Source organism: Luteimonas marina (genome assembly GCF_007859325.1).
Lineage (GTDB): Bacteria > Pseudomonadota > Gammaproteobacteria > Xanthomonadales > Xanthomonadaceae > Luteimonas > Luteimonas marina.
On the sequence record NZ_VOHK01000002.1, the window covers coordinates 485,106 to 506,667 of the forward strand.

The 21,562-nt window shown below is 70.7% G+C and carries 18 protein-coding genes; 4 read left to right on the plus strand and 14 right to left on the minus strand.

Annotated features, from left to right (window positions below; translation table 11 throughout):
* Nucleotides 1–56: 56 nt before the first annotated feature.
* From accB to FQY83_RS06240, 7 genes are all read right to left on the minus strand, one after another.
* Entirely contained in the window at nucleotides 57–551 is a 495-nt protein-coding gene (accB, locus tag FQY83_RS06210) for an acetyl-CoA carboxylase biotin carboxyl carrier protein (protein WP_146386120.1), read from the minus strand.
* Between the two features lie 45 nt (nucleotides 552–596).
* On the minus strand, nucleotides 597–1,043 hold the full coding sequence (aroQ, locus tag FQY83_RS06215; protein WP_146386122.1) for a type II 3-dehydroquinate dehydratase: 447 nt from the start codon (nucleotides 1,041–1,043) through the stop codon (nucleotides 597–599).
* 155 nt (nucleotides 1,044–1,198) lie between these two features.
* Nucleotides 1,199–1,795, minus strand: coding sequence for a TlpA family protein disulfide reductase (locus tag FQY83_RS06220; protein WP_146386124.1), 597 nt, complete (start codon nucleotides 1,793–1,795; stop codon nucleotides 1,199–1,201).
* Complete coding sequence (locus FQY83_RS06225) at nucleotides 1,792–4,239, minus strand: protein-disulfide reductase DsbD family protein (protein ID WP_146386126.1); 2,448 nt, start codon at nucleotides 4,237–4,239, stop codon at nucleotides 1,792–1,794. Before FQY83_RS06225 ends, FQY83_RS06220 begins: the two co-directional genes overlap by 4 nt.
* Nucleotides 4,236–4,565 (minus strand): divalent-cation tolerance protein CutA, encoded by a 330-nt coding sequence (gene cutA / locus FQY83_RS06230; RefSeq protein WP_146386128.1) that lies wholly within the window; start codon nucleotides 4,563–4,565, stop codon nucleotides 4,236–4,238. The genes FQY83_RS06225 and cutA overlap by 4 nt, the downstream gene beginning before the upstream one ends.
* Before the next feature lie 84 nt (nucleotides 4,566–4,649).
* On the minus strand, nucleotides 4,650–6,545 hold the full coding sequence (locus tag FQY83_RS06235) for a hypothetical protein (RefSeq protein ID WP_146386131.1): 1,896 nt from the start codon (nucleotides 6,543–6,545) through the stop codon (nucleotides 4,650–4,652).
* A 141-nt stretch (nucleotides 6,546–6,686) separates the two neighbouring features.
* Nucleotides 6,687–7,646 carry a GNAT family N-acetyltransferase gene (locus tag FQY83_RS06240; RefSeq protein ID WP_146386133.1) on the minus strand — a complete coding sequence of 320 codons (960 nt, stop codon included), beginning with the start codon at nucleotides 7,644–7,646 and terminating at the stop codon, nucleotides 6,687–6,689.
* A gap of 144 nt (nucleotides 7,647–7,790) precedes the next feature.
* Here FQY83_RS06240 and FQY83_RS06245 point away from each other — a divergent pair, with 144 nt between their 5' ends.
* A complete protein-coding gene (locus tag FQY83_RS06245; protein ID WP_146386135.1) occupies nucleotides 7,791–8,285 on the plus strand; it encodes a porin family protein in 495 nt (164 codons plus the stop codon).
* A 204-nt stretch (nucleotides 8,286–8,489) separates the two neighbouring features.
* Here the strand turns inward: FQY83_RS06245 and alr are convergent, their stop codons facing one another.
* Together alr and FQY83_RS06255 are read right to left on the minus strand one after the other, a co-directional pair.
* Nucleotides 8,490–9,572: an alanine racemase gene (alr, locus tag FQY83_RS06250; protein ID WP_146386137.1), complete on the minus strand. Its 1,083-nt coding sequence runs from the start codon at nucleotides 9,570–9,572 to the stop codon at nucleotides 8,490–8,492.
* Complete coding sequence (locus tag FQY83_RS06255; protein ID WP_146386139.1) at nucleotides 9,572–10,858, minus strand: D-amino acid dehydrogenase; 1,287 nt, start codon at nucleotides 10,856–10,858, stop codon at nucleotides 9,572–9,574. Before FQY83_RS06255 ends, alr begins: the two co-directional genes overlap by 1 nt.
* 249 nt (nucleotides 10,859–11,107) lie before the next feature.
* On the opposite strand from FQY83_RS06255, the gene FQY83_RS06260 reads away from it, so the two are divergent.
* From FQY83_RS06260 to groL, 3 genes are all read left to right on the plus strand, one after another.
* Nucleotides 11,108–11,581 (plus strand): winged helix-turn-helix transcriptional regulator, encoded by a 474-nt coding sequence (locus FQY83_RS06260; RefSeq protein WP_146386141.1) that lies wholly within the window; start codon nucleotides 11,108–11,110, stop codon nucleotides 11,579–11,581.
* 232 nt (nucleotides 11,582–11,813) lie between these two features.
* Nucleotides 11,814–12,104 carry a co-chaperone GroES gene (gene groES, locus FQY83_RS06265; protein ID WP_146386143.1) on the plus strand — a complete coding sequence of 97 codons (291 nt, stop codon included), beginning with the start codon at nucleotides 11,814–11,816 and terminating at the stop codon, nucleotides 12,102–12,104.
* 143 nt (nucleotides 12,105–12,247) lie between these two features.
* Nucleotides 12,248–13,891, plus strand: a complete 1,644-nt coding sequence (gene groL, locus FQY83_RS06270; RefSeq protein WP_146386145.1) for a chaperonin GroEL — start codon at nucleotides 12,248–12,250, stop codon at nucleotides 13,889–13,891.
* Between the two features lie 84 nt (nucleotides 13,892–13,975).
* Here groL and FQY83_RS06275 read toward each other — a convergent pair whose 3' ends face one another.
* The 5 genes from FQY83_RS06275 to FQY83_RS06295 form a co-directional block, all read right to left on the minus strand.
* Nucleotides 13,976–15,172: a hypothetical protein gene (locus tag FQY83_RS06275; protein WP_146386147.1), complete on the minus strand. Its 1,197-nt coding sequence runs from the start codon at nucleotides 15,170–15,172 to the stop codon at nucleotides 13,976–13,978.
* 156 nt (nucleotides 15,173–15,328) lie between these two features.
* On the minus strand, nucleotides 15,329–17,131 hold the full coding sequence (locus FQY83_RS06280) for a hypothetical protein (protein WP_146386149.1): 1,803 nt from the start codon (nucleotides 17,129–17,131) through the stop codon (nucleotides 15,329–15,331).
* Between the two features lie 55 nt (nucleotides 17,132–17,186).
* Nucleotides 17,187–18,017 carry a hypothetical protein gene (locus tag FQY83_RS06285; protein WP_146386151.1) on the minus strand — a complete coding sequence of 277 codons (831 nt, stop codon included), beginning with the start codon at nucleotides 18,015–18,017 and terminating at the stop codon, nucleotides 17,187–17,189.
* Nucleotides 18,018–18,318: 301 nt separating this feature from the next.
* Complete coding sequence (locus tag FQY83_RS06290) at nucleotides 18,319–20,979, minus strand: serine/threonine-protein kinase (RefSeq protein ID WP_146386153.1); 2,661 nt, start codon at nucleotides 20,977–20,979, stop codon at nucleotides 18,319–18,321.
* A complete protein-coding gene (locus FQY83_RS06295; protein ID WP_146386155.1) occupies nucleotides 20,969–21,535 on the minus strand; it encodes an ECF-type sigma factor in 567 nt (188 codons plus the stop codon). The genes FQY83_RS06290 and FQY83_RS06295 overlap by 11 nt, the downstream gene beginning before the upstream one ends.
* Between the last annotated feature and the right edge of the window lie 27 nt (nucleotides 21,536–21,562).

The following is a 21,562-nucleotide window of genomic DNA, read 5'->3' on the forward strand; positions in this document are numbered from 1 at the left end:
TCGGCCCGCGGGCGTTCGCGGGCTCGTGCCTTCGGCACTCGAAATCCCCGCTCACCTCAGCCGATCACGAACAGGGGCTGGTCGAACTCCACCGGCTGCCCGCTCTCGCAGACGATCGCGAGTACGGTGCCGGAGGCGTCGGCCTCGATCGGGTTGAACATCTTCATCGCCTCGATGATGCCGAGGGTGTCGCCGGCCTTCACCGACTGGCCGACGCTGACGAAGGCCGGCTTGTCCGGCGCAGGCGAGGCGTAGAAGGTGCCGACCATCGGCGAGGTCACGACATGGCCGTCGGGCAGGCCGGAGCCAGCGCTCTCGGCCGCGGCGCGGCCGCCGGTGGGGCCGTCGACCGGCGACAGCATCGGCATCACCGGCTCGGCGCTGCGCGGGGCCGCGTGTGCGGCGGCGGGCGCCTGCGCGTAGACCACCGGCGCGGCGCCGCTGGTGCCGCGCGACAGCCGCACCGACTCCTCGCCTTCCTTGATCTCGATTTCGGCGAGGTTCGATTCCTCGAGCAGCTCGATGAGCTTCTTCAGCTTGCGAAGGTCCATGGGGTGGCCTCTTGATGTATTCGGCGTTGCGGAACGGGAAAGGGGTCAGGCGCCCGCCGGCAGCCGCTGCAGCGCGGCGTCGAGCGCGTAGCGGTAGCTGTCGGCGCCGAAGCCGCAGACCACGCCGACCGCCTTGTCGCTGAAGTAGCTGTGCTGGCGGAACGGCTCGCGGGCGTGCGGGTTGGACAGGTGGATCTCGATGAACGGGATCGCCACCGCCGCCAGCGCGTCGCGGATCGCGACGCTGGTGTGGGTGAAGGCGGCCGGGTTGATCAGGATGAAGGCGGTGCCGTCGGTCCGCGCGGCCTGGATGCGCTCGACCAGCACGTGCTCGGCGTTGGACTGCAGGCTGTCCAGCGCGTGGCCGGCTTCGGCGGCGCGGGCCTGGAGGTCGGCGTCGATATCGGTCAGCGTGGCGTGCCCGTAGACCTCCGGCTCGCGCGTGCCGAGCAGGTTGAGGTTGGGGCCGTGCAGGAGCAGCAGCTGGGCCATCGGGACATCGCGGACGGAATGGCGCGCAGTCTGGGGGAATCGGCGAATGCTGTCCAGTTCGCCGACGTTGCCTGAAGTTAAGCCATTGTTGGAGTTGACGCTCTAATTCGTGACTGGTTTTGGGATTCCCGCGGCTCCTGCTGGGGCTCGGGGTGCTATGGAACCGCCCAGCCGTCGATCTCGCCCTCCTCGAACGGGCCGATCTTCTGCTTCAGCAGCCGCCCGTCGGCTGCGACCAGCACGGTGTAGGGCAGCACGCCCCGGGGGTTGCCGAGGCGGACGCCGGCGTCCGCCGGGCCGGGGGCGTCGATGGCGATCGGATAGGCCACCGGGATGCGCTGCAGGAAATCGCGCACGGCCTGCGGCTCGTCCAGCGCCAGGCCGAGCACCTGCACGCCACTCTCGCCCTGCTCGCGGGCGTAGCGGTCGAGTTCGGGCATTTCCTTGATGCAGGGGCCGCACCAGCTGGCCCAGACGTTGACCAGCAGCGGGCGGCCGGCGAAGTCGTCCGGGAGCTGGATCGGGTCGCCGTCGAGCGCGGCCAGCCGGATCGCCGGCAGCGTTTCGCCGCGGCGGGCGACGGCCACGCCCTCAGGCGTTGGCGTGGCGGCGACGAGGGCGTCGTTGAGCATGCGCTGGCCGGCCTCGGTGCCGAGCAGTGGCCCCGGGCCGTTGAGCGCGAGGCTGGCGGCGATCCCGAGTGCGCCGGCCACCGCCGCCGCGAGCACGATCCGCAGCGGAGTGACCCTCATCGCGCCGCGCGCTGCAGCGCCGAGACCACGATGTCGTCGCTCAGCAGCGCCGGTAGTACCTCGCCCTCGCCGCCGCCGGCCGGATAGACCACGTACAGCGGCACGCCGACGGCCTTGTGGGCGTCGAGGAAGGCGGTGATCGCAGGATCGGTGTTGGTGTAGTCGCCGACGAGGTAGGCGGCGTCGGCCTCGGCCAGCGCATTGCGGAAGGCCTCCTTTGACAGCACGCGCCGCTCGTTCGCCTTGCAGGTCACGCACCAATCGGCGGTCATGTTGACGAACACGACGCGGCCCTCGTCGCGCAGCGCCTGCAAGCCTTCGGGTGTCCATGCCGCGCGTTCGCCGTCCGCGGCCTGCACCGCGCGCGTCGGCGGCGGCAGCGAGCCCACCTTCCACACCGGCGTCAGCGCCAGCACCGCCAGCAGCAGGGCCAGCACGCGACCGAGCGAGCCGCCGGTCCAGCGCCGGCGCTCGTGCCACCACAGCGCCAGCGCGAACACCGCCAGGCCCGCGGCGACCAGCGCCATCGCATCCGCGCCGCGCTGCTTGCCCAGCACCCACAGCAGCCAGATCGCGGTCAGGTACATCGGGAACGCCAGTACCTGCTTGAGCGTCTCCATCCACGCGCCGGGCCTGGGCAGCCGGTCGGCCAGCGCCGGCACGAAGCCGATCAGCAGGAACGGCAGGGCGAGGCCCAGGCCCAGCAGCAGGAACACCAGCAGCGCCAGCAGCGGCGAGGCGGTGAACGCGAACGCCAGCGCGCTGCCCATGAACGGTGCGATGCAGGGGCTGGCGACCACGCAGGCCAGCACGCCGGTGAAGAAGTCGCCGGCCGGCCCGGTCTTCGCCACCAGCGACTGGCCGAGGTTGCCGATGCCGCCGCCGAGCGTGAACACGCCCGACAGGCTCAGCCCGACCGCGAACATCAGGTACACCAGCGCCGCCACGAACCACGGCTGTTGCAGCTGGAAGCCCCAGCCCAGCGCCTGCCCGCCGGCGCGCAGCGCGACCACCAGCAGGCCGATCGCGGCGAAGGCACTGAGTACGCCCAGCGTGTACCAGAGCGCATGGCGGCGCGCGTGGGCGCGGCTCTCGCCGCTTTGCGCCACGCCCAGCACCTTCAGCGACAGGATCGGCAGCACGCAGGGCATCAGGTTCAGCACCAGTCCGCCGAGCAGGGCGAGCAGCAGCGCACCGAGGATGCCGCCCTTCGGCAGCGCCGTGCCGGGCGGGCGCGTGCGGGCGGCGTTGTCGGCGGTGGCGTCGGAGGCAACGCCGGTCGCGGAGTCGGTTCCGCGCGAGGGGTCGGAGTCGATTTCCGCCCCGGGCATGTCTGACGCCGGGTCGATCGCCGATGCGGAAATCGACTCCGACCCCGGCTTTCCCGACCCTTCGGCAAGCGACGCAGGCGCCGCCTCGGCCTCCGCCAGCGCACGCGCGGTCTCGCCCGCCGTCTCGACGCGTCCCGCCGGCAGCGCCACGTCCAGCGTGCGCGTCATCGGCGGATAGCAGATGCCCTCGTCCTGGCAGCCCTGGAAGGTCGCGGTGAGCGTGACCGTCGCGGCCTCCGCCACCTGCCTGCGCAGCGGCAGCGGCACGTCGACCTGGTCGAAGTAGACGACGACCTCACCGAAGTGCTCGTCGCGATGCGCCACGCCCTTCGGCCAGCGCGGCGTGCCGGCCTCGATGCCCTCCGCGCCATCGAGGCGGAAGCGGCTGCGGTCACGGTACAGGTAGTAGCCCTTGGCCGGCGTGAAGCGCAGCAGCAGGGTGTTGCCGTCGCCGGCGATGGCCTCGAAGCCGAAGGCCTGCTCCGGCGGCAGCGGCAGGGCCTGCGCGCTGCCGTCGCGGCCGATGCCGGGCGTCGTCGATGTGGCCGGCGCGCCGGACAGGCTGCGTCCGAGCGCCGCGAATCCGGAGTCGCTCCCTGCAGGAGCGCCTTCAGGCGCGACCGCTGGATCGGGCGATGAAGTGGTCGCGCCTGAAGGCGCTCCTGCAGCAGGCAGGGCGACCTGCAGCGTGCGCGTCTGCGGCGGATAGCAGATGCCGATGTCGGCGCAGCCCTGGTACTTCACCTGCAGCGTCAGGGTCTCGGTGCCGTCTGCGGCGGCGCCGGTCTGCACGGCGGTGAGGTGGCTGCGGTAGGTCTCGACTTCGCCGAAGAACTCGTCGGTGTGCTTCTTCCCCGCCGGCAGCTGCAGCGGGTTGGCCTTGAAGCGGCCGCCGGTCTCCTGCACCGCGATGCGGTGGCGGTACAGGTAATAGCCCTCGGCGATCGCCCAGTCGATCTCGATGCGGTCGCGCGCCACCGCGCGTGCGCCGAGCGCGAAGGCTTCGTCGACCGGCAGCAGCTCGTCCTGGTCGGTCGCGGCCAGCGCCGGCAGCGCCGCCGCGAGCAGGGCGATCGATGCGAGGCGGCGCCACCACGATGCGGTCGGATTCAAGCGTCGGCTCCGGTGCGGGTTTCGTCGGCGATCCAGGCGAGATAGCCGGGCAGTCCGCCGTCGATGTCGACCGCGATCACTTCGGGAAGTTCGTGGGGATGCAGGGCGATGATCCGTTCGGTGAGGGCGGCCAGCCGCGCCTTCGTCGTCTTGGCCAGCAACAGCACCTCGTCGGCGCGCTCCACGGCGCCCTGCCAGCGGTACACGGAGGTGATGCCGGGCAGCACGTTGACGCAGGCCGCCAGCCGTTCGCCCACGAGCGCCTCGGCGAGGCGGCGTGCCGTCCCGGCGTCCGGACAGGTGCAGAAGCAGGCGATGGCGGTCACGGCGTGGGCGCGGGGACGGGAGTTCGGCCGGATAGGGTAGCCGACGCCGCCGCGCGCCGCCGGGATGCAGCGTTCCGGCGGCGCTCAGCGCTGCGGCGGCAGTTCCTCGGGGCGCTTCGTGCGCCGGAACCGCAGCGCCTGCCGCCAGCGGCGGCCGTTGATCAGGCCGCGCGAATGGAACAGCGCCAGCATCACCGCCACCGTGGCGACGCTGGCGATCACCGCGTAGCGCAGCTTGCCCCACGCGCCGTCGAAGCCGAAGTCAATCAGCTGGAACACCACCTGCAGCATGCCGAGGAAGGCAACGTAGAACAGCACGCGCTCGAGGAACTTCTCCGCCTTCTGCCGCTCGTTGTCGCGCAGGTCGTCGACCGTCTGCTCGAGTTCGCCGACCACCTTCGCCCAGTACTCCTCGCGCTGGTTGATGCCGCGTACGGTCTCGATCGATTCGTAGAACTCGCGCTCGGTGTCGTAGCGCAGCACGTTGAAGTAGCGGTGCTTGGCGATGTGGTTGAAGGTCTCCAGCCGGAAGCGGCGGAAGGCCTCGAACGCCTCGTCGGCGACGTGGGTGGAGTAGGCGCGGTGGTTGTTCACCGCGTCGGCGTGCAGCAGGCCGTCGTCTTCCAGCTTGACGATCAGCCGGCGCACCATGCCCTCGTATTTGCGTACCAGCGACTCGTTGTGCATCGTCATCAGGTGCACGAGGAACAGATAGGGGCAGGTGCCGATCCAGCCGCGCCCGACTTCGAGGCTGCGCGAGCCCGAGACCACCTCGTAGACCGAGCTCTGGGTGGCGTAGACCAGGAAGTGGCTGTCGTCGTCCTCGATGCCGGCCGGCGGGTAAATCGGGTCGGTGCCGTCCTGGATCTCCGACACGTCCTGGCGCAGGAAGTCCACGATGTTCTGCAGGAAGCCGGACAGGAAGTAGTAGTCCAGGTGCGCGGGCGGGCAGTGCGGCGGCTGCAGGTCGGTCTCGTCGTAGCGGTTGCGGCCGTCGTCGCCGCGCCCGGGGCGGACCGCGGCCATGTCGCGCAGGCCGGTGCGCAACGGCGGCCTGAGCAGCGCGAAGAAGTAGGGGTCCTGCAGCAGGAATACCGTGCGGCACTGCAGTTCGCCCAGCGGTCGCCTGTCGGTGGCCGCGGATGGCGTCGCGGCAGTTTCGGCTTCCGGATCGGGGTCGAGCAGCAGGCGCTGCCACAGGCTGCGTTCGCGCGCGGGCGCGGCGAGTTCGATCGCGCGGCGGCCCAGCATCACGCGGATGCCCGACAGCAGGCTCGCGGCGTGGCGCTCGAAGGTGGCCGCCACGTAGTCGTGCAGCGACAGCGGCCGGTCCGACTTCGGCGAATGCAGGCGCAGCCCGCCCGCGTCCGCGGCGTCCACCCAGCGCGTTCCCTCGGTCGGGAACACCGCCTTCTGCAGCAGCGACAACGCGTAGTAGTGCGCGTGGTCGTGGCGGTAGGGCAGCTCCAGCGACAGGTGGTAGGTCAGCGAGGTGTTCGAATGCGCCACCCAGAACGCGCGGCAGCGCGCCGCCAGCCGCACCGGCGAGGACAGCGCCAGCGAGAAGCGGTCGCCCTCGGTCTCCCAGCGCACGTCGGCGGGGAACGAGACCTCGATTTCGTCGCAGACGTTCTCGCCGTCGCTGTCGCCGGCGCGGCGCGGCTCGCTCGGCGTGTCGAGCAGGAAGTCCTGGATGAACAGGCCGCGCTGGCGGTCGGCGATGTCGTTGAACAGCGGCTCGATCGCCTGGCCCAGGCGGCGGCTGTCCTGGTAGTCGCCGTCGTCCTGCGCTTCGTCGCCGCGCAGCGCCGCGAGCAGCTTCCGGTTCCAGTAGCAGCGGCCCTCGCGGTCGGCGACCAGGGCCTGCATGCGCCGCTCGTCGATCAGGAAGGAGAGCGTGAGGTGCAGGCGGCCGTCGCCGGCGCGCAGGGCCAGCGCTTCGTCCAGCAGGCCGTCCGTTGCGGGTTCGGTCGCGGTCATGGAGTCCCCGTCGTCTGGCGCGCCCCGGGGCAATGCCGCAGGGCCGGTGTGTCATTCCGAACGCAGTGAGGAATCCCGGGGGTCAAGAGCAGATTTCTCGCTACGCTCGAAATGACAGTCGTTGTTCGAAATGACAGTTGCTCAGTGGTTCCCGAGGCCCGCGAGCCGTTCGCGCAACCCCCTGCGCGGCGCCTCGTCGCGCGCGGCGTCGGCCGCGGCGCGCAAGGCGGGAAGATGCGGCAGCGGGTCGAGCAATGCAAATCCGCCGCCGGCCGCGCAGCCTTGCGCGCAGCGGTCGAGCTGCGCGCGGGCCGCGGCATCGGCGAGCGGGTCGCCGTCCTTGAGCACCGAGATCGCGAAGAAGCGTTCGAGGTGGCCGCCGAGCACGCAGGCGTCGAGGGCCTCGCCATCGTCGAGCACGCCCAGCATCAGGCCGTCGTCGGCCGCCTGCTCCGCCGACAGCGGCGGCTGCAGGTAGGGGAAGTCGAGGATGCGCGCGCCCAGACGCGCCCAGATCGCGACCCGGTCGAACTGGTCGACGCCGGCGACGGCGTTGTCCAGCGCATAGTCCTGCGCGCTCATCAGCAGCGGGTCGTTGAGTTCGATGAACACCAGCAGCGGCAGCGCGCCGGCCGCGTCGCCGTCGAACGACATCCGCGCCAGTCGCCGGCTCGCCGCCACCATGTCGCGCAGGTGGCCGCGGCCGCGGTGGCCGGGCGCGACAAAGACGTAGTTGAGGTTCATCGCCAGCACGGTTGCACCGTCGTGCGCGGCGACCGCGTGGCAGATGAAGTTGGCGCCGCCGACCACGTCGCCGTCGCGTTCGGCCACCAGCACCCATTCGCGGAAGGGGCCGAAGCGCTGCAGCAGCCGCGCCTGCGCTTGGCCGTGGTTGAGCGCAAGGCATTCGAGGAAGCCCGCGCGGCCCTCCTTCTCGTCCGGCAGCACGAAGGCGCCGTCGTAGGCGGCGAAGAAGCGGTCGAACACCTCGCCGCCGCGGGTCGAGGCGCGGACCTGCAGCGCGCCGGCGCGGGCGCCGGTGTCGAGCGCGAAGCCGGCGTCGGCGAGGGCGGACAGGCGTGGCGGCGGCGTTGCGTTCAAGCGGCGCGTCCCGGTGGGGTGGCCGATAGCGTAACCGCGGCCGCGGCATGGAACGCAGCGTGCCGGGGCATCGGGCCTCGCGGCCGCTGCGTTCTCGCCCGGCTGGTCTTATCCTTCCGCCGTCCCCCACGGCCCCTTTTCCCCATGTCGCGATCGTTTCGTGCCGCCTCGCGCCGCCTCGCCATCCTCATGCTGCTGGCCTCCTGCGGCTGGAGCGCCACCGCCGCCGCCCAGGTCGAGGTCGGCGCCGGCATGTCGTTCACCCGAGACAACGAGGACACGCCGGTCGCGGCCGTGGCCTGGCTGCCGGAGTGGCGGGAGTTCCATGGCGGCACGCTGCGCTGGGAAGTCGGCGCGATGCACGTGCGCGGGCGCAGCGATTCGGCCTACGACAACGACGACGACGTGACCCTCTTGCACGGCGGGCTGCGCTACGAGCGTCCCAGCGGGATGGTCGGCGGCTTCGGCATCGGCGTGCAGAGCGGCTGGACCGAGGCGCTGTCGGGCGACCCGCAGTTCATCAGCACCTTCGGCTGGCGCTGGGGCCGGTTCTCGCTGCTGGCGCGGCACATCTCCAACGCCAGCCTGCACCAGCCCAACGACGGCGAGACGATGCTGCAGGGGGCGTGGCGGTTCTAGGGGCGCTGTTCCAGGCGCCTTCGGCGGCGGCAGGCGGCAACCTGGCGAATCGGGGCAGGCATTCCGTGCACAGCGAATAGGGCTGCTTTTTGCTCGTCATCCCGGCGAAAGCCGGGATCCAGTTTGCAGTTGCACGCTCGATTCGGCTCGCGGACCGCAAGATCAAAATGGATCCCGGCTTTCGCCGGGATGACGGCAATTTTCCTAACCGCCCCCGATGTACCGCCGCGGCACCCGCTTGAGCCCCGTCAGCAGGCGATACGGACTGTTACCGCTGCGCGCGGCGACCTCGGCCACCGGCAGGCCCGGTCCCCACAGTTCGATCCGGCTGCCGAGCCCGGCCGCGGGATGGTCGGTCAGGTCCACGGTCAGCATGTCCATCGACACGCGGCCGATCAGTTCGCCCGGGCGGCCGTCGATGATGACCGGCGTGCCCGAGGTGGCGTACTGCGGATAGCCGTCGGCGTAGCCCGCCGCGACCACGCCCACGCGCGTGGGACGGGTGGTGATGAAGGTGCCGGCGTAGCCGATCGGTTCGCCCGCGGCGAGTTCGCGCACCGCGATCACCTTCGATTCGAGTCGCATCACCGCGCGCAGCGCGTCGGCCTCGGCGCGGGGCGCGTCGAGCATGTGCGAGCCGTACAGCATCAGCCCCGGGCGCACCCAGTCGCGGCGCGTGCCGGGCCAGGCCATCAGCGCGGCGGAATTGGCGATGCTCGCGGGCGTGCCGGCCGGCAGCTGCGCGAGCGCGGCGTCGAAGGCCGCGAGCTGGTCGCGGGTGCTGGGATGCGAGAGTTCGTCGGCGCGCGAGAAATGGCTCATCGCCACCATGCCCTCGATCCACGACAGCGCGCGCAGGCGGCGCCAGGCGTCGAGGTATTCGTCCGGCGACAGGCCGAGCCGGTGCATGCCCGAGTCGAGCTTCAGCCAGACCTGCCACGGGCGCGCGGCGCGGTGGCGTTCGAGCGCGTCGACCTGCCACGGCGACGCGACCACCGTCCACAGGTCGTGGCGCTCGACCAGCGCCAGCTCGTCCGCGTCGAAGAAGCCTTCCAGCAGCACGACCGGCGCGCGGATGCCGGCCTCGCGCAGCTCCAGCGCCTCCTCGATGCAGGCCACGCCGAAGCCGTCGGCCTCGGCTTCGAGCGCGCGGGCGCAGGCGACGGCGCCGTGGCCGTAGGCGTCGGCCTTGACCACCGCCAGCGCCTTGCCGTCGCCGAGCGTGCGTGCGTGACGGTAGTTGTGGCGCAGGGCGTCGAGGTCGATGGTGGCGCGCGAGGGACGCATCAGCGCAGTCCGGTTGGCGCCGCCGGCCAGGGGCGGTCGTAGCGGGAGATGTCGAGGCCCTCGGTATCGATCGCCGGCGTGCGACCGTCGACGAGATCGGCCAGATAGCGCGCCGAGCCGCAGGCCATGGTCCAGCCCAGCGTGCCGTGGCCGGTGTTGAGCAGCAGGTTGCGGTACTTCGTCGCGCCGACCACCGGCGGGCCGTCGGGCGTGGACGGGCGCAGGCCGGTCCAGAACACCGCGTTCGCAAGATCGCCGCCGTCGGGATACAGGCTGCGCACCACCAGCTCCAGCGTCTCGCGCCGGCGCTGCGGCAGCGACAGGTCGTAGCCGGCCACTTCGGCCATGCCGCCGACGCGGATGCGCTGGTCGAAGCGGGTGATGGCGACCTTGTAGCTCTCGTCGAGCACGGTCGAGTGCGGCGCCATCTCCGGCCGCGTGATCGGGATGGTCAGCGAATAGCCCTTGAGCGGGTAGACCGGCAGGCGGATGCCGAGCGGTGCAAGCAGCTTCGGAGACCAGCTGCCCAGCGCCAGCACGTAGCGGTCGGCGGTCTCGACGCGGCCGTCGATGCGCACGCCGGCCAAGCGGTCGCCGTCGGCCTGCAGCGCCTCGATCGTCTGCCCGTGGCGGAACTCCACGCCCTGCGCCGCGGCCAGCGCCGCCAGCCGGGTGGTGAACAGGTGGCAGTCGCCGGTCTCGTCGCCGGGCAGGCGCAGGGCGCCGGCCAGCGTATCGGCGACCTTGGCCAGCGCCGGCTCGGCGCGGACGATGCCGGCGCGGTCGAGCAACTCGTAGGGCACGCCGTAGTCGCGCAGGATCGCGATGTCCTTGCCCGCGCCGTCGAGCTGGGCCTGGGTGCGGAACAGCTGGGTGGTGCCGAGGGTGCGCTGTTCGTACTCGATGCCGGTGTCGCGGCGCAGTTCCTCCAGGCAGTCGCGGCTGTACTCGGCCAGCCGCACCATGCGCGCCTTGCTGATCGCGTAGCGGTGGTGGGTGCAGTTGCGCAGCATCTGCCACAGCCAGCGGACCTGGGCCGGGTCCGCGCTGGGCTTGATCGCCAGCGGCGCGTGCCGCGACAGCAGCCACTTCACCGCCTTGAGCGGGATCCCCGGCGCCGGCCACGGCGAGGCGTAGCCGGGCGAGACCTGGCCGGCGTTGGCGAAGCTCGTCTCCATCGCGGGGAAGGCTTCGCGGTCGATCACGACCACCTCGTGGCCCTGCTGGCGCAGGTACCAGGCGCTGGTCACGCCGATCACGCCGGAACCCAGGATCAGGATGCGCATCGTTTTCGCCTCGATATGAAGGCAGTGGTTGGGGAGGCGCGGTCCGCAAGATGATGCCGTCATCCCCGCGAAGGCGGGGATCCAGTGTCTTCCGGAGCGGACGCAAAGACACTGGGTTCCCGCCTTCGCGGGAATGACGGGTTGAGCGCCGGAATTCCACCAGTATAGGAATACAAAAGCAGGGTATTTCGCCAATTAATACTGATTTTGCAGTTAATATTTCCGTGAAACCCTGCTGCGGCAGTACCCATGAAGACCAAGGAACTCGACCGCATCGACCGCCGCATCCTGCGCATCCTGCAGCAGGAGGGGCGGATCCCGTTCACCGAGCTGGGCGAGCGCGTCGGCCTGTCGACCACGCCCTGCACCGAGCGCGTGCGCCGGCTCGAGCGCGACGGCGTGATCACCGGCTACCACGCGCGGGTGGCACCGTCGGCGGTCAAGGCCGGCCTGCTGGTCTTCGTCGAGATCAGTCTGGCCTACAAGTCCGGCGACATCTTCGAGGAGTTCCGCCGCGCCGCGCTCAAGCTGCCCAACGTGCTGGAGTGCCACCTGGTCTCGGGCGACTTCGACTACCTGATCAAGGCGCGGATCTCGGAGATGGCCTCCTACCGCAGGCTGCTCGGCAGCACCCTGCTGACCCTGCCGCACGTGCGCGAGTCCAAGAGCTACATCGTGATGGAAGAGGTGAAGGAGACGCTGGAGCTGCCGGTGGGGGATTGAGGGCCTCGAAGCCCCCTCCCCCGCTTGCGGGGGAGGGCTGGGGTGGGGGCCACCGAAGCCGCGGAAAGAAATTCCCCGCGCCCCCTTGAAACCCCCCGCCCCCCGCCACATGTCCCCGTCACCTCCCGGCCCGTCCGGGATTTTCGCGCCCGCGATGCTGGCAGTCGTCATGTGCGAGTGCTAACATCGCCGCCCCTTTACCAGTCCAATCAATCACTTGCGAGGGTTGAACATGAGCAACATCAAGCCGCTGTACGACCGCGTGGTCATCAAGCGCATGGAAGAAGAGAAGGTCTCCGCCGGCGGCATCGTGATCCCGGATTCGGCGACCGAGAAGCCGATCAAGGGTGAAGTCGTCGCCGTGGGCGAGGGCAAGGTCCTCGACAACGGCAGCGTGCGCGCGCCCAAGGTCAAGGCCGGCGACAAGGTGCTGTTCGGCAAGTACAGCGGCACCGAGGTCAAGCTCGACGGCACCGAATACCTGGTGGTGAAGGAAGACGACATCTTCGCTGTGCTCGGCTGAGCCGACCACAGCGACGGGATTCGGGATTGGGGATTGGGGATTCGTGAGCGCGCGAAGCGCTTGAAGTCCCACCCGGTTCCGAGTCCGTCGCTCCGCTTTTCCAAATCCCCAATCCCCAATCCCCAATTCCGGAGTTAACAGCCATGGCTGCCAAGGAAATCCGTTTCGGTGAAGACGCGCGCGCGAAGATGGTGCGCGGCGTCAACACGCTCGCCAATGCCGTCAAGGCCACCCTCGGCCCGAAGGGCCGCAACGTCGTGCTCGAGAAGAGCTTCGGCGCCCCGACCATCACCAAGGACGGCGTGTCCGTCGCCAAGGAAATCGAGCTGTCCGACAAGTTCGAGAACATGGGCGCGCAGATGGTGAAGGAAGTCGCGTCCAAGACCTCCGACAATGCCGGCGACGGCACCACCACCGCCACCGTGCTGGCGCAGGCCTTCATCCGCGAAGGCTCCAAGGCGGTCGCCGCCGGCATGAACCCGATGGACCTCAAGCGCGGCATCGACAAGGCGGTCAGCGCCGCCGTCGCTGAGCTCAAGAACCTGTCCAAGCCCACCGCCGACGACAAGGCCATCGCCCAGGTCGGCACGATCTCGGCCAACTCCGACGAGTCGATCGGCAACATCATCGCCGACGCGATGAAGAAGGTCGGCAAGGAAGGCGTGATCACGGTCGAGGAAGGCTCGGGCCTGGAGAACGAGCTGGACGTGGTCGAGGGCATGCAGTTCGACCGCGGCTACCTGTCGCCGTACTTCATCAACAACCAGCAGTCGATGTCGGCCGAGCTGGATGACCCCTTCATCCTGCTGCACGACAAGAAGATCTCGAACGTGCGCGACCTGCTGCCCGTGCTCGAAGGCGTGGCCAAGGCCGGCAAGCCGCTGCTGATCGTCGCCGAGGAAGTCGAGGGCGAAGCGCTGGCGACCCTGGTGGTCAACACCATCCGCGGCATCGTCAAGGTCTGCGCCGTCAAGGCCCCGGGCTTCGGCGACCGTCGCAAGGCGATGCTCGAGGACATGGCCGTGCTGACCGGCGGCACTGTGATCTCCGAGGAAGTCGGCCTGCAGCTGGAGAAGGCGACCATCGCCGACCTCGGCCGCGCCAAGAAGATCCAGGTCTCCAAGGAGAACACCACGATCATCGACGGCGCCGGCGACACCTCCGCCATCGAGGCGCGCATCAAGCAGATCAAGGCGCAGATCGAAGAGACCTCTTCGGACTACGACCGCGAGAAGCTGCAGGAGCGCGTGGCCAAGCTGGCCGGCGGCGTGGCGGTGATCAAGGTCGGTGCCTCGACCGAGATCGAGATGAAGGAAAAGAAGGCCCGCGTCGAGGACGCCCTGCACGCCACGCGTGCGGCGGTGGAAGAAGGCGTGGTCCCGGGCGGCGGCGTGGCCCTGGTGCGCGCGCTGCAGGCGATCGGCGAGCTCAAGGGCGCGAACGAGGACCAGAACCACGGCATCCAGATCGCCCTGCGCGCGATGGAAGCCCCGCTGCGCGAGATCGTCACCAACTGCGGCGAAGAGCCGAGCGTGGTGCTCAACGCGGTCAAGGACGGCAAGGGCAACTACGGCTACAACGCCGCGACCGGCGAGTACGGCGACATGATCGAGTTCGGCATCCTGGACCCGACCAAGGTCACCCGTTCTGCGCTGCAGAACGCGGCCTCGATCGCCGGCCTGATGATCACCACCGAGGCGATGGTGGCCGAGCTTCCGAAGAAGGAAGAGCCGGCCGGCGGCCACGGCGGTGGCGGCATGGGTGGCATGGGCGGCATGGATTTCTGATCCGGCCCCGCCACGCGTCAATGCAATAAGGGAAAACCCCGCCGTGAGGCGGGGTTTTCTTTTGGGTACGGGCCCCCGCGGGCGTCAGCGTCCCAGCAGGCCGCGCAGCATGCCCTTCGCCGTCTCCTTGGCCGCCGGCTTCGCGGCTTCGCGCGCGGCGCCTGCGCCGAGCCCGGGCATCAGCATCGCGGTGGACTTGCTGCGCACGCGCACGTTCCAGGCCGGGGCCCAGTCGCGCGCGGCGTCGGCCGGCCGCGGCTGCGCCATCGAGCGTTCGTTGCCATAGGCGATCATCTGTACCATCGGCGCGCCCTCGGTGCCGGCGAACACCTCGCGCGGGATCCGGCAGCTGCGCGCGTCGGCGCCGAGCAGGGTGCGCTTGCCGGTCCACTGCGCCACCAGGTTCCCGGGCAGGTAGTTCATCAGTTCCGGGCCGGCGTAGCCGTCTTCCGAACTGCTCCACATCACCACCGTGTCGCCATGCGTGGCCATGGCGTGGATGAAGTAGGCGCGGGCGCCGTCGACGGCGTTCCATTCCAGGGTCATGCCCTCGCGGGGGTTGCCGGAACCTTCGAGTTCCAGCGCGGGCAGGAAGTCGTCGCCGTCGCCGAGCGCGAACTGCATCGAACCCGGCAGGCCGTCGCCGCTGACCTGGTGCGTGCCGACGAGCGAGGCCTTGTCGGGAATCGCGCGGCGGGCGGCGGGGTTGGGCCACAGCACGTGCTGCGGGGTGATGTCGGGGCCCTGGTCCGGTACCTTGCGCGGCGCCATCGCGCGTCCGCCCTGGACCACCTTTCCGTTGCGGACCGTCATCGAGTATTCGACCGGCTGGCCGCTGCGCGCTTGTTCGCCGCAGCCCCAGTAGTAGCGGATCCTGTAGGTACCGCCGTCGGCCAGGCCGAGGCCGTCGGTGCCGTCGTTGCCGCCGCCGACGGGGGATTCGCGCCGTTCGCGCGGCAGCAGGTCGATGCTGTTGCCCAGCTGCAGGCCCTTGGGCACCGCCTGGCTGACGGGCCGGCCAGGCGCGGTGCGGTTGTACAGCGCGATGTCGGCGTACTTGCCGGGCATGCCCGGGTGTCGCGCCATGCCGTAGCTGGGGCGCTGGCCGCCGATGGCGCCGGCCAGGCGGCCGATTGCGCCAGTGCCGGGCATGCCCGGCATGGCGTGGGTGGCAACGTCGATGTAGAGCTCGGTCTGCGACGCCTGTGCGGGCGCGGACAGGGTGGCGACGGACAGCGCAAGCGCCAGGGCCGACGCGGCGGGAAGACGGATAACAGGCATGGTCGTGTCCTTGCAGGAGAAAAACGGACCGGAGCGCGGTCCGGTCGTGCCCGGTGCATCCGGGCGTCCCATCCACGAGAAAGCGCGACGGCACCTGACAGGAGGAACAAGGCCTGTCGCGACCCGTGAGCGGGCGGGCCGGGATGACGGTGCGCGTCAGCGCGGGGTGTGGCGCAGGGTGGCGGTGCCGACGTCCTCGAGCGATCCCATCGGTCCGAGTCCGTTGAAGAAGGACCACTTGGCGGTGGCGAACACCTCGCTGTTGTGGATCTCCCAGTCCTCGATGACCACCTTGCCGTCGACTAGGTCGTCGCGATGGTTCACCAGGTAGGCACCCGGCGCGCCGACCAGGTCGGCCGCGGGTGGGGCGGCCACGCCGCCGCAGGACATGCCGGAGATCGTCACCGGGGGCGAGGGCAGTTCGAGCCAGACGCGGATGGAGGTGGCGCCGCCGCCGCCCTTGTCGAGATCGCCGGAGTCGATGCCGAGGTCCATGCCGAGAAAATGCCCGGTGTCGGTCCAGCTCGACACGGTGCCCGGGACGCACCCGGGCGCCTTCTGCCGGTACACCTGCTTGAGCGATTCCATCGGTCCGCTGGAGGGTTCGAAGTACGACGTGTTGGTGCTCAACGAACGATCGATGCTGAACGCGACTTCCGTGGACAGCTCGCTGCTTTCGGCGAACGACAGGTAGCTGCCGTTGAGGGATCGCGTGTCCAGCTCGAACCGCGTGTCGACCTTGAACTCCAGGTCGAAGTGCAGGCAGCCATCGACCTGCTTCTTCATCTTTTCCAGGACCGGAGAGTTTTCGATGCCAAGCAAAGCGAGCTGTCTGTCGAACCCCAGATAGGCCCGGGCGATCCGGTGGACGATGTGTTCGTCCACGCACATCTGGTATTCCTCATCCATGCACTTGGGACCGACGGTGTTTTCAATCAGTTCGATGACTTCGTTGAAAGTGCCTGGTGGGTCCTCGTATCCGAGCAGGTCGCGCTGGCGCGCGTAGCCGAGCGCGGTCAGGATGGCCGCGCGCCCGGCCGCGCAACTCTGGCCCGCGGCCGCCAGGCGTGGCTGGATCACTTCGCGGTCGAGCTGCTCGAAGTACGGATCGAGCAGGGCGTTGAGGTTCCCGCCCGGCTCGCCCCGCTGCGCCGCCTGGTGCTCCGCCTGCATGACCGCCCGCATCTCGCTGGTGATCCGCTCCTCCGCCGTCCCGCCGATGCGCCTGCGCGCTTCGTCCACATCGCCCATGAACCCCTTTGCCGCGCCGTAGCCGCTGAAGTGCGTGACCACGATGGCCACGCCGCTTGCCTCGAGCGCCGGTTCGGCAAACGTCAGCCTGTCCTCCGAATAGCCATAGAGAATCCGCTCTCCGGGCGGGATCGGCGTGGCTGGTTCGATGCTCAGCGTGGCCGGCACGTCGAACAGCAGCCCGGACGGCTGCAGGTCGACGGTGACGTCGGTGCCGTTGCCGAAGGGCAGGCCGTCGAGCTTCGTCACCGGCGTCATGGTGATGCGGGTGGCCTGGCGCAGCGAGTCGGCCGGGATGGCCAGGGTGAACACGGTGCCATCGGCAGCGGTGGCGCTGATGCTGCCGCCGGCAAGGCCGATGGTCCCGGTGGTGGCGCGGGTTTCGTCCAGCGTCGGGACCACGCGGATCGCGTCTTCGTAGTGGCCGAGTTCGACCGGGCCGGCGCCGCCGCTGCCGCCCCCGGGCGTGCAGCCGGCCAGCAGGCCCACCGCGAACGCCGCGACCGCGACGATCAGCGACGTGCGCAAGACCCGCCGCATGGCGGTCCCGCGAGATCGCGGTGCCGGGTCGCCGGCCAGCTCGCGGGAGACGGACGGAGGTGATTTGCGCCGCGCGGCGGCAAGGTGAGGGGTCGCCATGATTGTGCCTCGTGGGAAGACGGGCCGAAGCGGCGGCCTGGCCGGGCCCGGTGCGCCCGGGTCTGCCATCCACGAGAACCGGCGGCGGCAACTGACAGCCGCCGGGGACCTTGCGCGCGTGTCGTCAGTCGCCGACGGCGGCGAGGCGCAGGTAGCGGTCGTAGCCGGCCTGCAGCGCGTCCAGCCGTGCCCGCACCGCACCCCGTTCGGTGGGCGAGAGCGAGGCGAAGGGATCGCGCGCCAGCACCTCCTCGGCGTACTTGCGCTTGTGCGGCTCCAGCCGGGACAGCCGCGCCTGGCCGGCGGCGCCTGCGTAGCGGTCGTGCATCATCTGTTCGTGGAGCACCTTGTGCATGGCCTGCCGCAGATCGGTGTACTCGGGCAGCGGCAGGCCGGCCACTGCCGCCACCTGCAGGCCCTGCTCGTCGTACCTGGACAGCGACACGAAGTGGGTGCCGTTGGCGCGCATCAGCGCGATCTCTTCCTCGATTCCGCGGGCGTAGGCGTCGAGCAGGTCCGGCGTGATGTCGGGCCGTGGCGCCTTCGCCGACCTGTCCTTGGAGCCCTTCGCGCGATTGCGTTCGGGGCGGTTTGCGGCGCCTGCTGCGGTGGCCGCCTCCAGCGTCGCGATGGCGTCGGCGCAGCGGACCCGGATGTCCGCCGCGCGCCGCCGCGCCTCGGCGGTTTCCGCGGCGAATCGCGACTGCAGGCCGGCCGCCTCCACCGCCTGGAGCCAGCCGTCCAGCGCCATGGCCAGCACCGGCGCCTCGCTGCAGCTGGTGTCGGCCGCCGATTCGGTGAACTGGCGGTAGCTGGCCTCGAGCGGGTCGGCCAGCAGCGCTTGCGCCTGCGCCGTTCCGGCGGGCGTGCGATCGCCGCAGGCGGCGAGCAGGACCAGCAGGAAGATGGAGCCGGCCGCGCGCGCGGCCGCCGGGAAGGAAGGGGAGGAAGGCATCGGATCGGACCTCGGCGGACTGCAACGGGAGCCGGGCCGTCCGCAGGCGCCGGGCGGATCATCCACGCGATCCGGCGACGGGAACTGACAGCCACCGCGCGCGTGGGGCAGGGCGGTCCGGTTCGGCGCATCCGGCTTTCCATGCCATGGCCGCACGCCGCGTTGTTGTTGCCGGATCAGGGCCGGCCCTGCGGAAGGGCGAGCCAGGTGCTTTCGCCCGAAGTCGCCGGGCAGTGCAACAGCGGCGGGGTCGCCGGACCGGCCGACCGGGGGCAAAGCCCCTCTCGGCTGCCCGTCCCGCCTACGGCAGGGCCATGCACTGCGTTTCGCCAAGGCTGGCGAGGCAGTGCGACAGCGGCGCCGTGCCCGCGAAGTCCCCCAGCTCGCCAACCAGCGCGGCTGCGCCCGCCGCGTCGCCCATGCGGTGGGCTAGCAGCAGTGACAGCATCCACGGCCGCATCCACTCGCGCTGGCTGTCCGCAGGAGGGAGCCTGCCGCGCAGGGTGTCCAGGAGCGCGCTCGCCGCGGCGTGCTCGCCGGCGGCCGCCAGCGATTCGGCGCGCGCCTGCAGGTAGGCGGCCGGCGCGTCGGTCTCGTCCGCCGGAGCGCAGGCGGCCAGGGTGCGCCCGGCGGCCGCGGCGTCTCTGCCGCGCAGTTCCACCGAGGCCTTCAGTCCGCAGACCTTGACCGCGTCGGGGTGGTCGCGCCTGTCGTTGGTCGCCAGCAATTCGTCGCTGCGCGCAAGCGCGGCGATCGCCTGCGCGTGGCGCGCATGGACTGCGGCGGCGTACGCCAGGCCGGTCGAGCAGCGTTCGCGCGACACCTGGTTGTCGCCGGATTCGCGCAACAGCTCGTTGCTCCGCTGCAGGACCTCCAGCGCATCGGCGTGGCGACCCTGCTGCAGCAGCACCAGCCCGAGGTTGCAGCGGGTCATGCCCTGGAACATGACGGGGCTCTGCAGCGTGCGGTCCGCCACCTCCACCGCCTCGCGCGCCAGGGTCTCGGCGCGATCGAGCATCCCGAGGTCGCGGAAGGTGTGGGTGACGTCGCTCAGGGTGTGGGCCAGGCCGCCGCCGTCGGCGTGGTAGATCAGCCGTGCGATCCGCAGCCGCTCCTCCTGGATGGGCAGGCGCAGGCGCGGGTCGTGCTCCGGTCCCGAGAGCGCGATCGACAGGCCGTTGAGCGCATTGATGTGGCGAACGGTGTCCTTGAGGTCGCTCGCTTCGATCTCGGCGATCAACGACCGGAACACGTGCTCGGCTTCCTGCCGGTCGGAGTACAGCAGTGCCTCGCCCAGCGTGATCCGCGCGCGTGCACGCTCGTTCGGGGTGGCGTCCCAGAGCTCGTTGAGTTCGACCGCCTCGCGGGCGTGGGCCAGCATCTCATCGAGCTTGCCGCGGCGCTTGGCGTGGCGCGAGAGCTCCCAGTGGGCGCGCGACAGCTCGCCGGCGGCCTGCTCGCGGTGCGGCGCCAGCAGCGCCAGCGCGTCTTCCAGGTCGGCCAGGGAGCGGTCGTGGTCGCCGAGGTTGTAGCGCACGGTGCCGGTCAACAGCAGGATGTCGGCGGCGGTCAGCGGTTCGGGTTTCCTGGCCTGCATGTAGTTTCCGCGCGCGCCCTCGGCGGCGGCGTCGATCACGTCGACGACGCGGGCGCTTCCGCCATCGTCGGCGCGGACGGTGATGAACATGCTGCCGAGGAAGTCGCGGACCTCCTCCGCGCGGTGCGCCCGCATCCGCGCCTTGTCCGTCTCCTGCCGGGCCAGCTCGGCCTGTTGTCCGGCCAGTTCGGCCTGCTGCCGCGCCAGGCCCGCCTGCCACAGGGTGGCGCCGATGCCGGCAGCCAAGGTCACCGCCAGCAGCGCCGCCGCGGCGACGCCGGCCTTGTTGCGCGCCATGAACTTGCGCATCCGGTAGCCCGGCGTCGGCTTCTCCGCCAGCACCGGCCGGCCGTCGAGCCAGCGGCGCAGGTCGTCGGCCAGCGCTTCGGCGGTGGGGTAGCGGCGTTCGGGCTCCTCGGACAGGGCCTTGAGCAGCACCCGGTCGAGGTCGTTCTTCAGGGGGACGTAGTGGCGGTGGTAGGCGTCGTCGGCGTTGCGCACCAGCAGCGAGGGGCGGGTGGTGTCGGTGCCTTCGGTCGCCGTCTGCGGCGTGCGCCCGGTCAGCAGCCGATGCAGCAGCGCGCCCAGGCCGTAGACGTCGATGGCGGTGCTCGGCGGCGCTCCGCGCAGCTGCTCGGGGGCGGCGTAGCCCGGGGTCAGCGCGCGCCACATCGTCTTCGTGGGTTCGCCGGGGTCGTCGACGTACTGGCCGATGCCGAAGTCGAGCAGGTGCACGTGCCCATTGCCGTCGACCAGCACGTTCGAGGGCTTGAGGTCGCGGTGGATCACCAGGTTGCGGTGCGCATAGGCCGCCGCATCGCAGACCTGCAGGGACAGCCGGACGATCGCGCGCGCGTCCGGCGAGTTCGTCTCGCACCAGCGGTCGATGCGCTCGCCGTCGACCAGCGGCATCGCCAGCCAGCAGGTACCGTCGTCGGCCACGCCCGAGTCGATCAGCGCGGTGACGTTGGGGTGGTTCAGGCGCGCCAGGATCGCGGCCTCGCGCCGGAACCGCTCGTGCCCGGCGGCGCCGAGCGCGCCCAGGGTCAGGATCTTGACCGCCGCCTGCTGGCGCGCCATGCCCTGTTCGCGCCAGGCGCGGTAGACCACCGCCATGCCGCCGCGGCCCAGCTCGGCCTCCAGGGTCCAGTCGCCGAGGCGGCAGCCGGCGAGATTGCCGCCGGCCGGGTCAAGCGAGGCGCGCGGCCGCTGGTGTGCCGCGATCAGCTGGTCGAGCCGGCGTCGCACCGGTTCGGGCAGCGTTCGTGCCGCCAGCCACGGCTCGCGTTCGTCGCAAGGCAGGTCCAGCCACTGGTCGAAGGCGGCGTCGGCCGCCTGCCAGTGCGCGAGTTCCTCAGGATCCATCGCCGTCCTCGTCGAGCATCGCCTGCAGGAAGGCGCGGGCGCGCTCCCATTCGCGGTACACGGTGCGCTCGGAGCATTCGAGCAGCCCCGCGATCTCCGCGAACTCCATGCCGGCGAACCAGCGCAGTTCGACGATCCTGCGCCGCTGCGGGCTGATCGCCTCCAGCGCCTCCAGCCCCTGGTCGAGCAGCAGCGCGCTGGTCATCGCCGGCGGCGCGTCGGGGATGCGGTCGTCGAGCTCGACCATCGCCTGGCCGCCGCCGCGCTTGTCGGTGGCGCGCTGGCGCGCGTGCTCGACCAGGATCCAGCGCATCGCCCGTGCCGAGGCGGCGAAGAAGTGCTGGCGGTCGACCACCGACAGCGGCGCGCCCTGGCTGATGCGCAGGAACAGCTCGTGCACGAGGACGGTGGGCGTGAGCGTGGATTCGCGGCCCGATATGCGCGAGTTGGCCAGGCGCCGCAGCTCCGGATACAGCGCTTCGAACACCGCGTCCATGCCTGCAGAATCGCCATCGCGCGCCTGCGCGAGCAACTGTGTGATGTCTTCGCCGGACACTTCTTGCGACCCGTTGAGCCGCGGCGA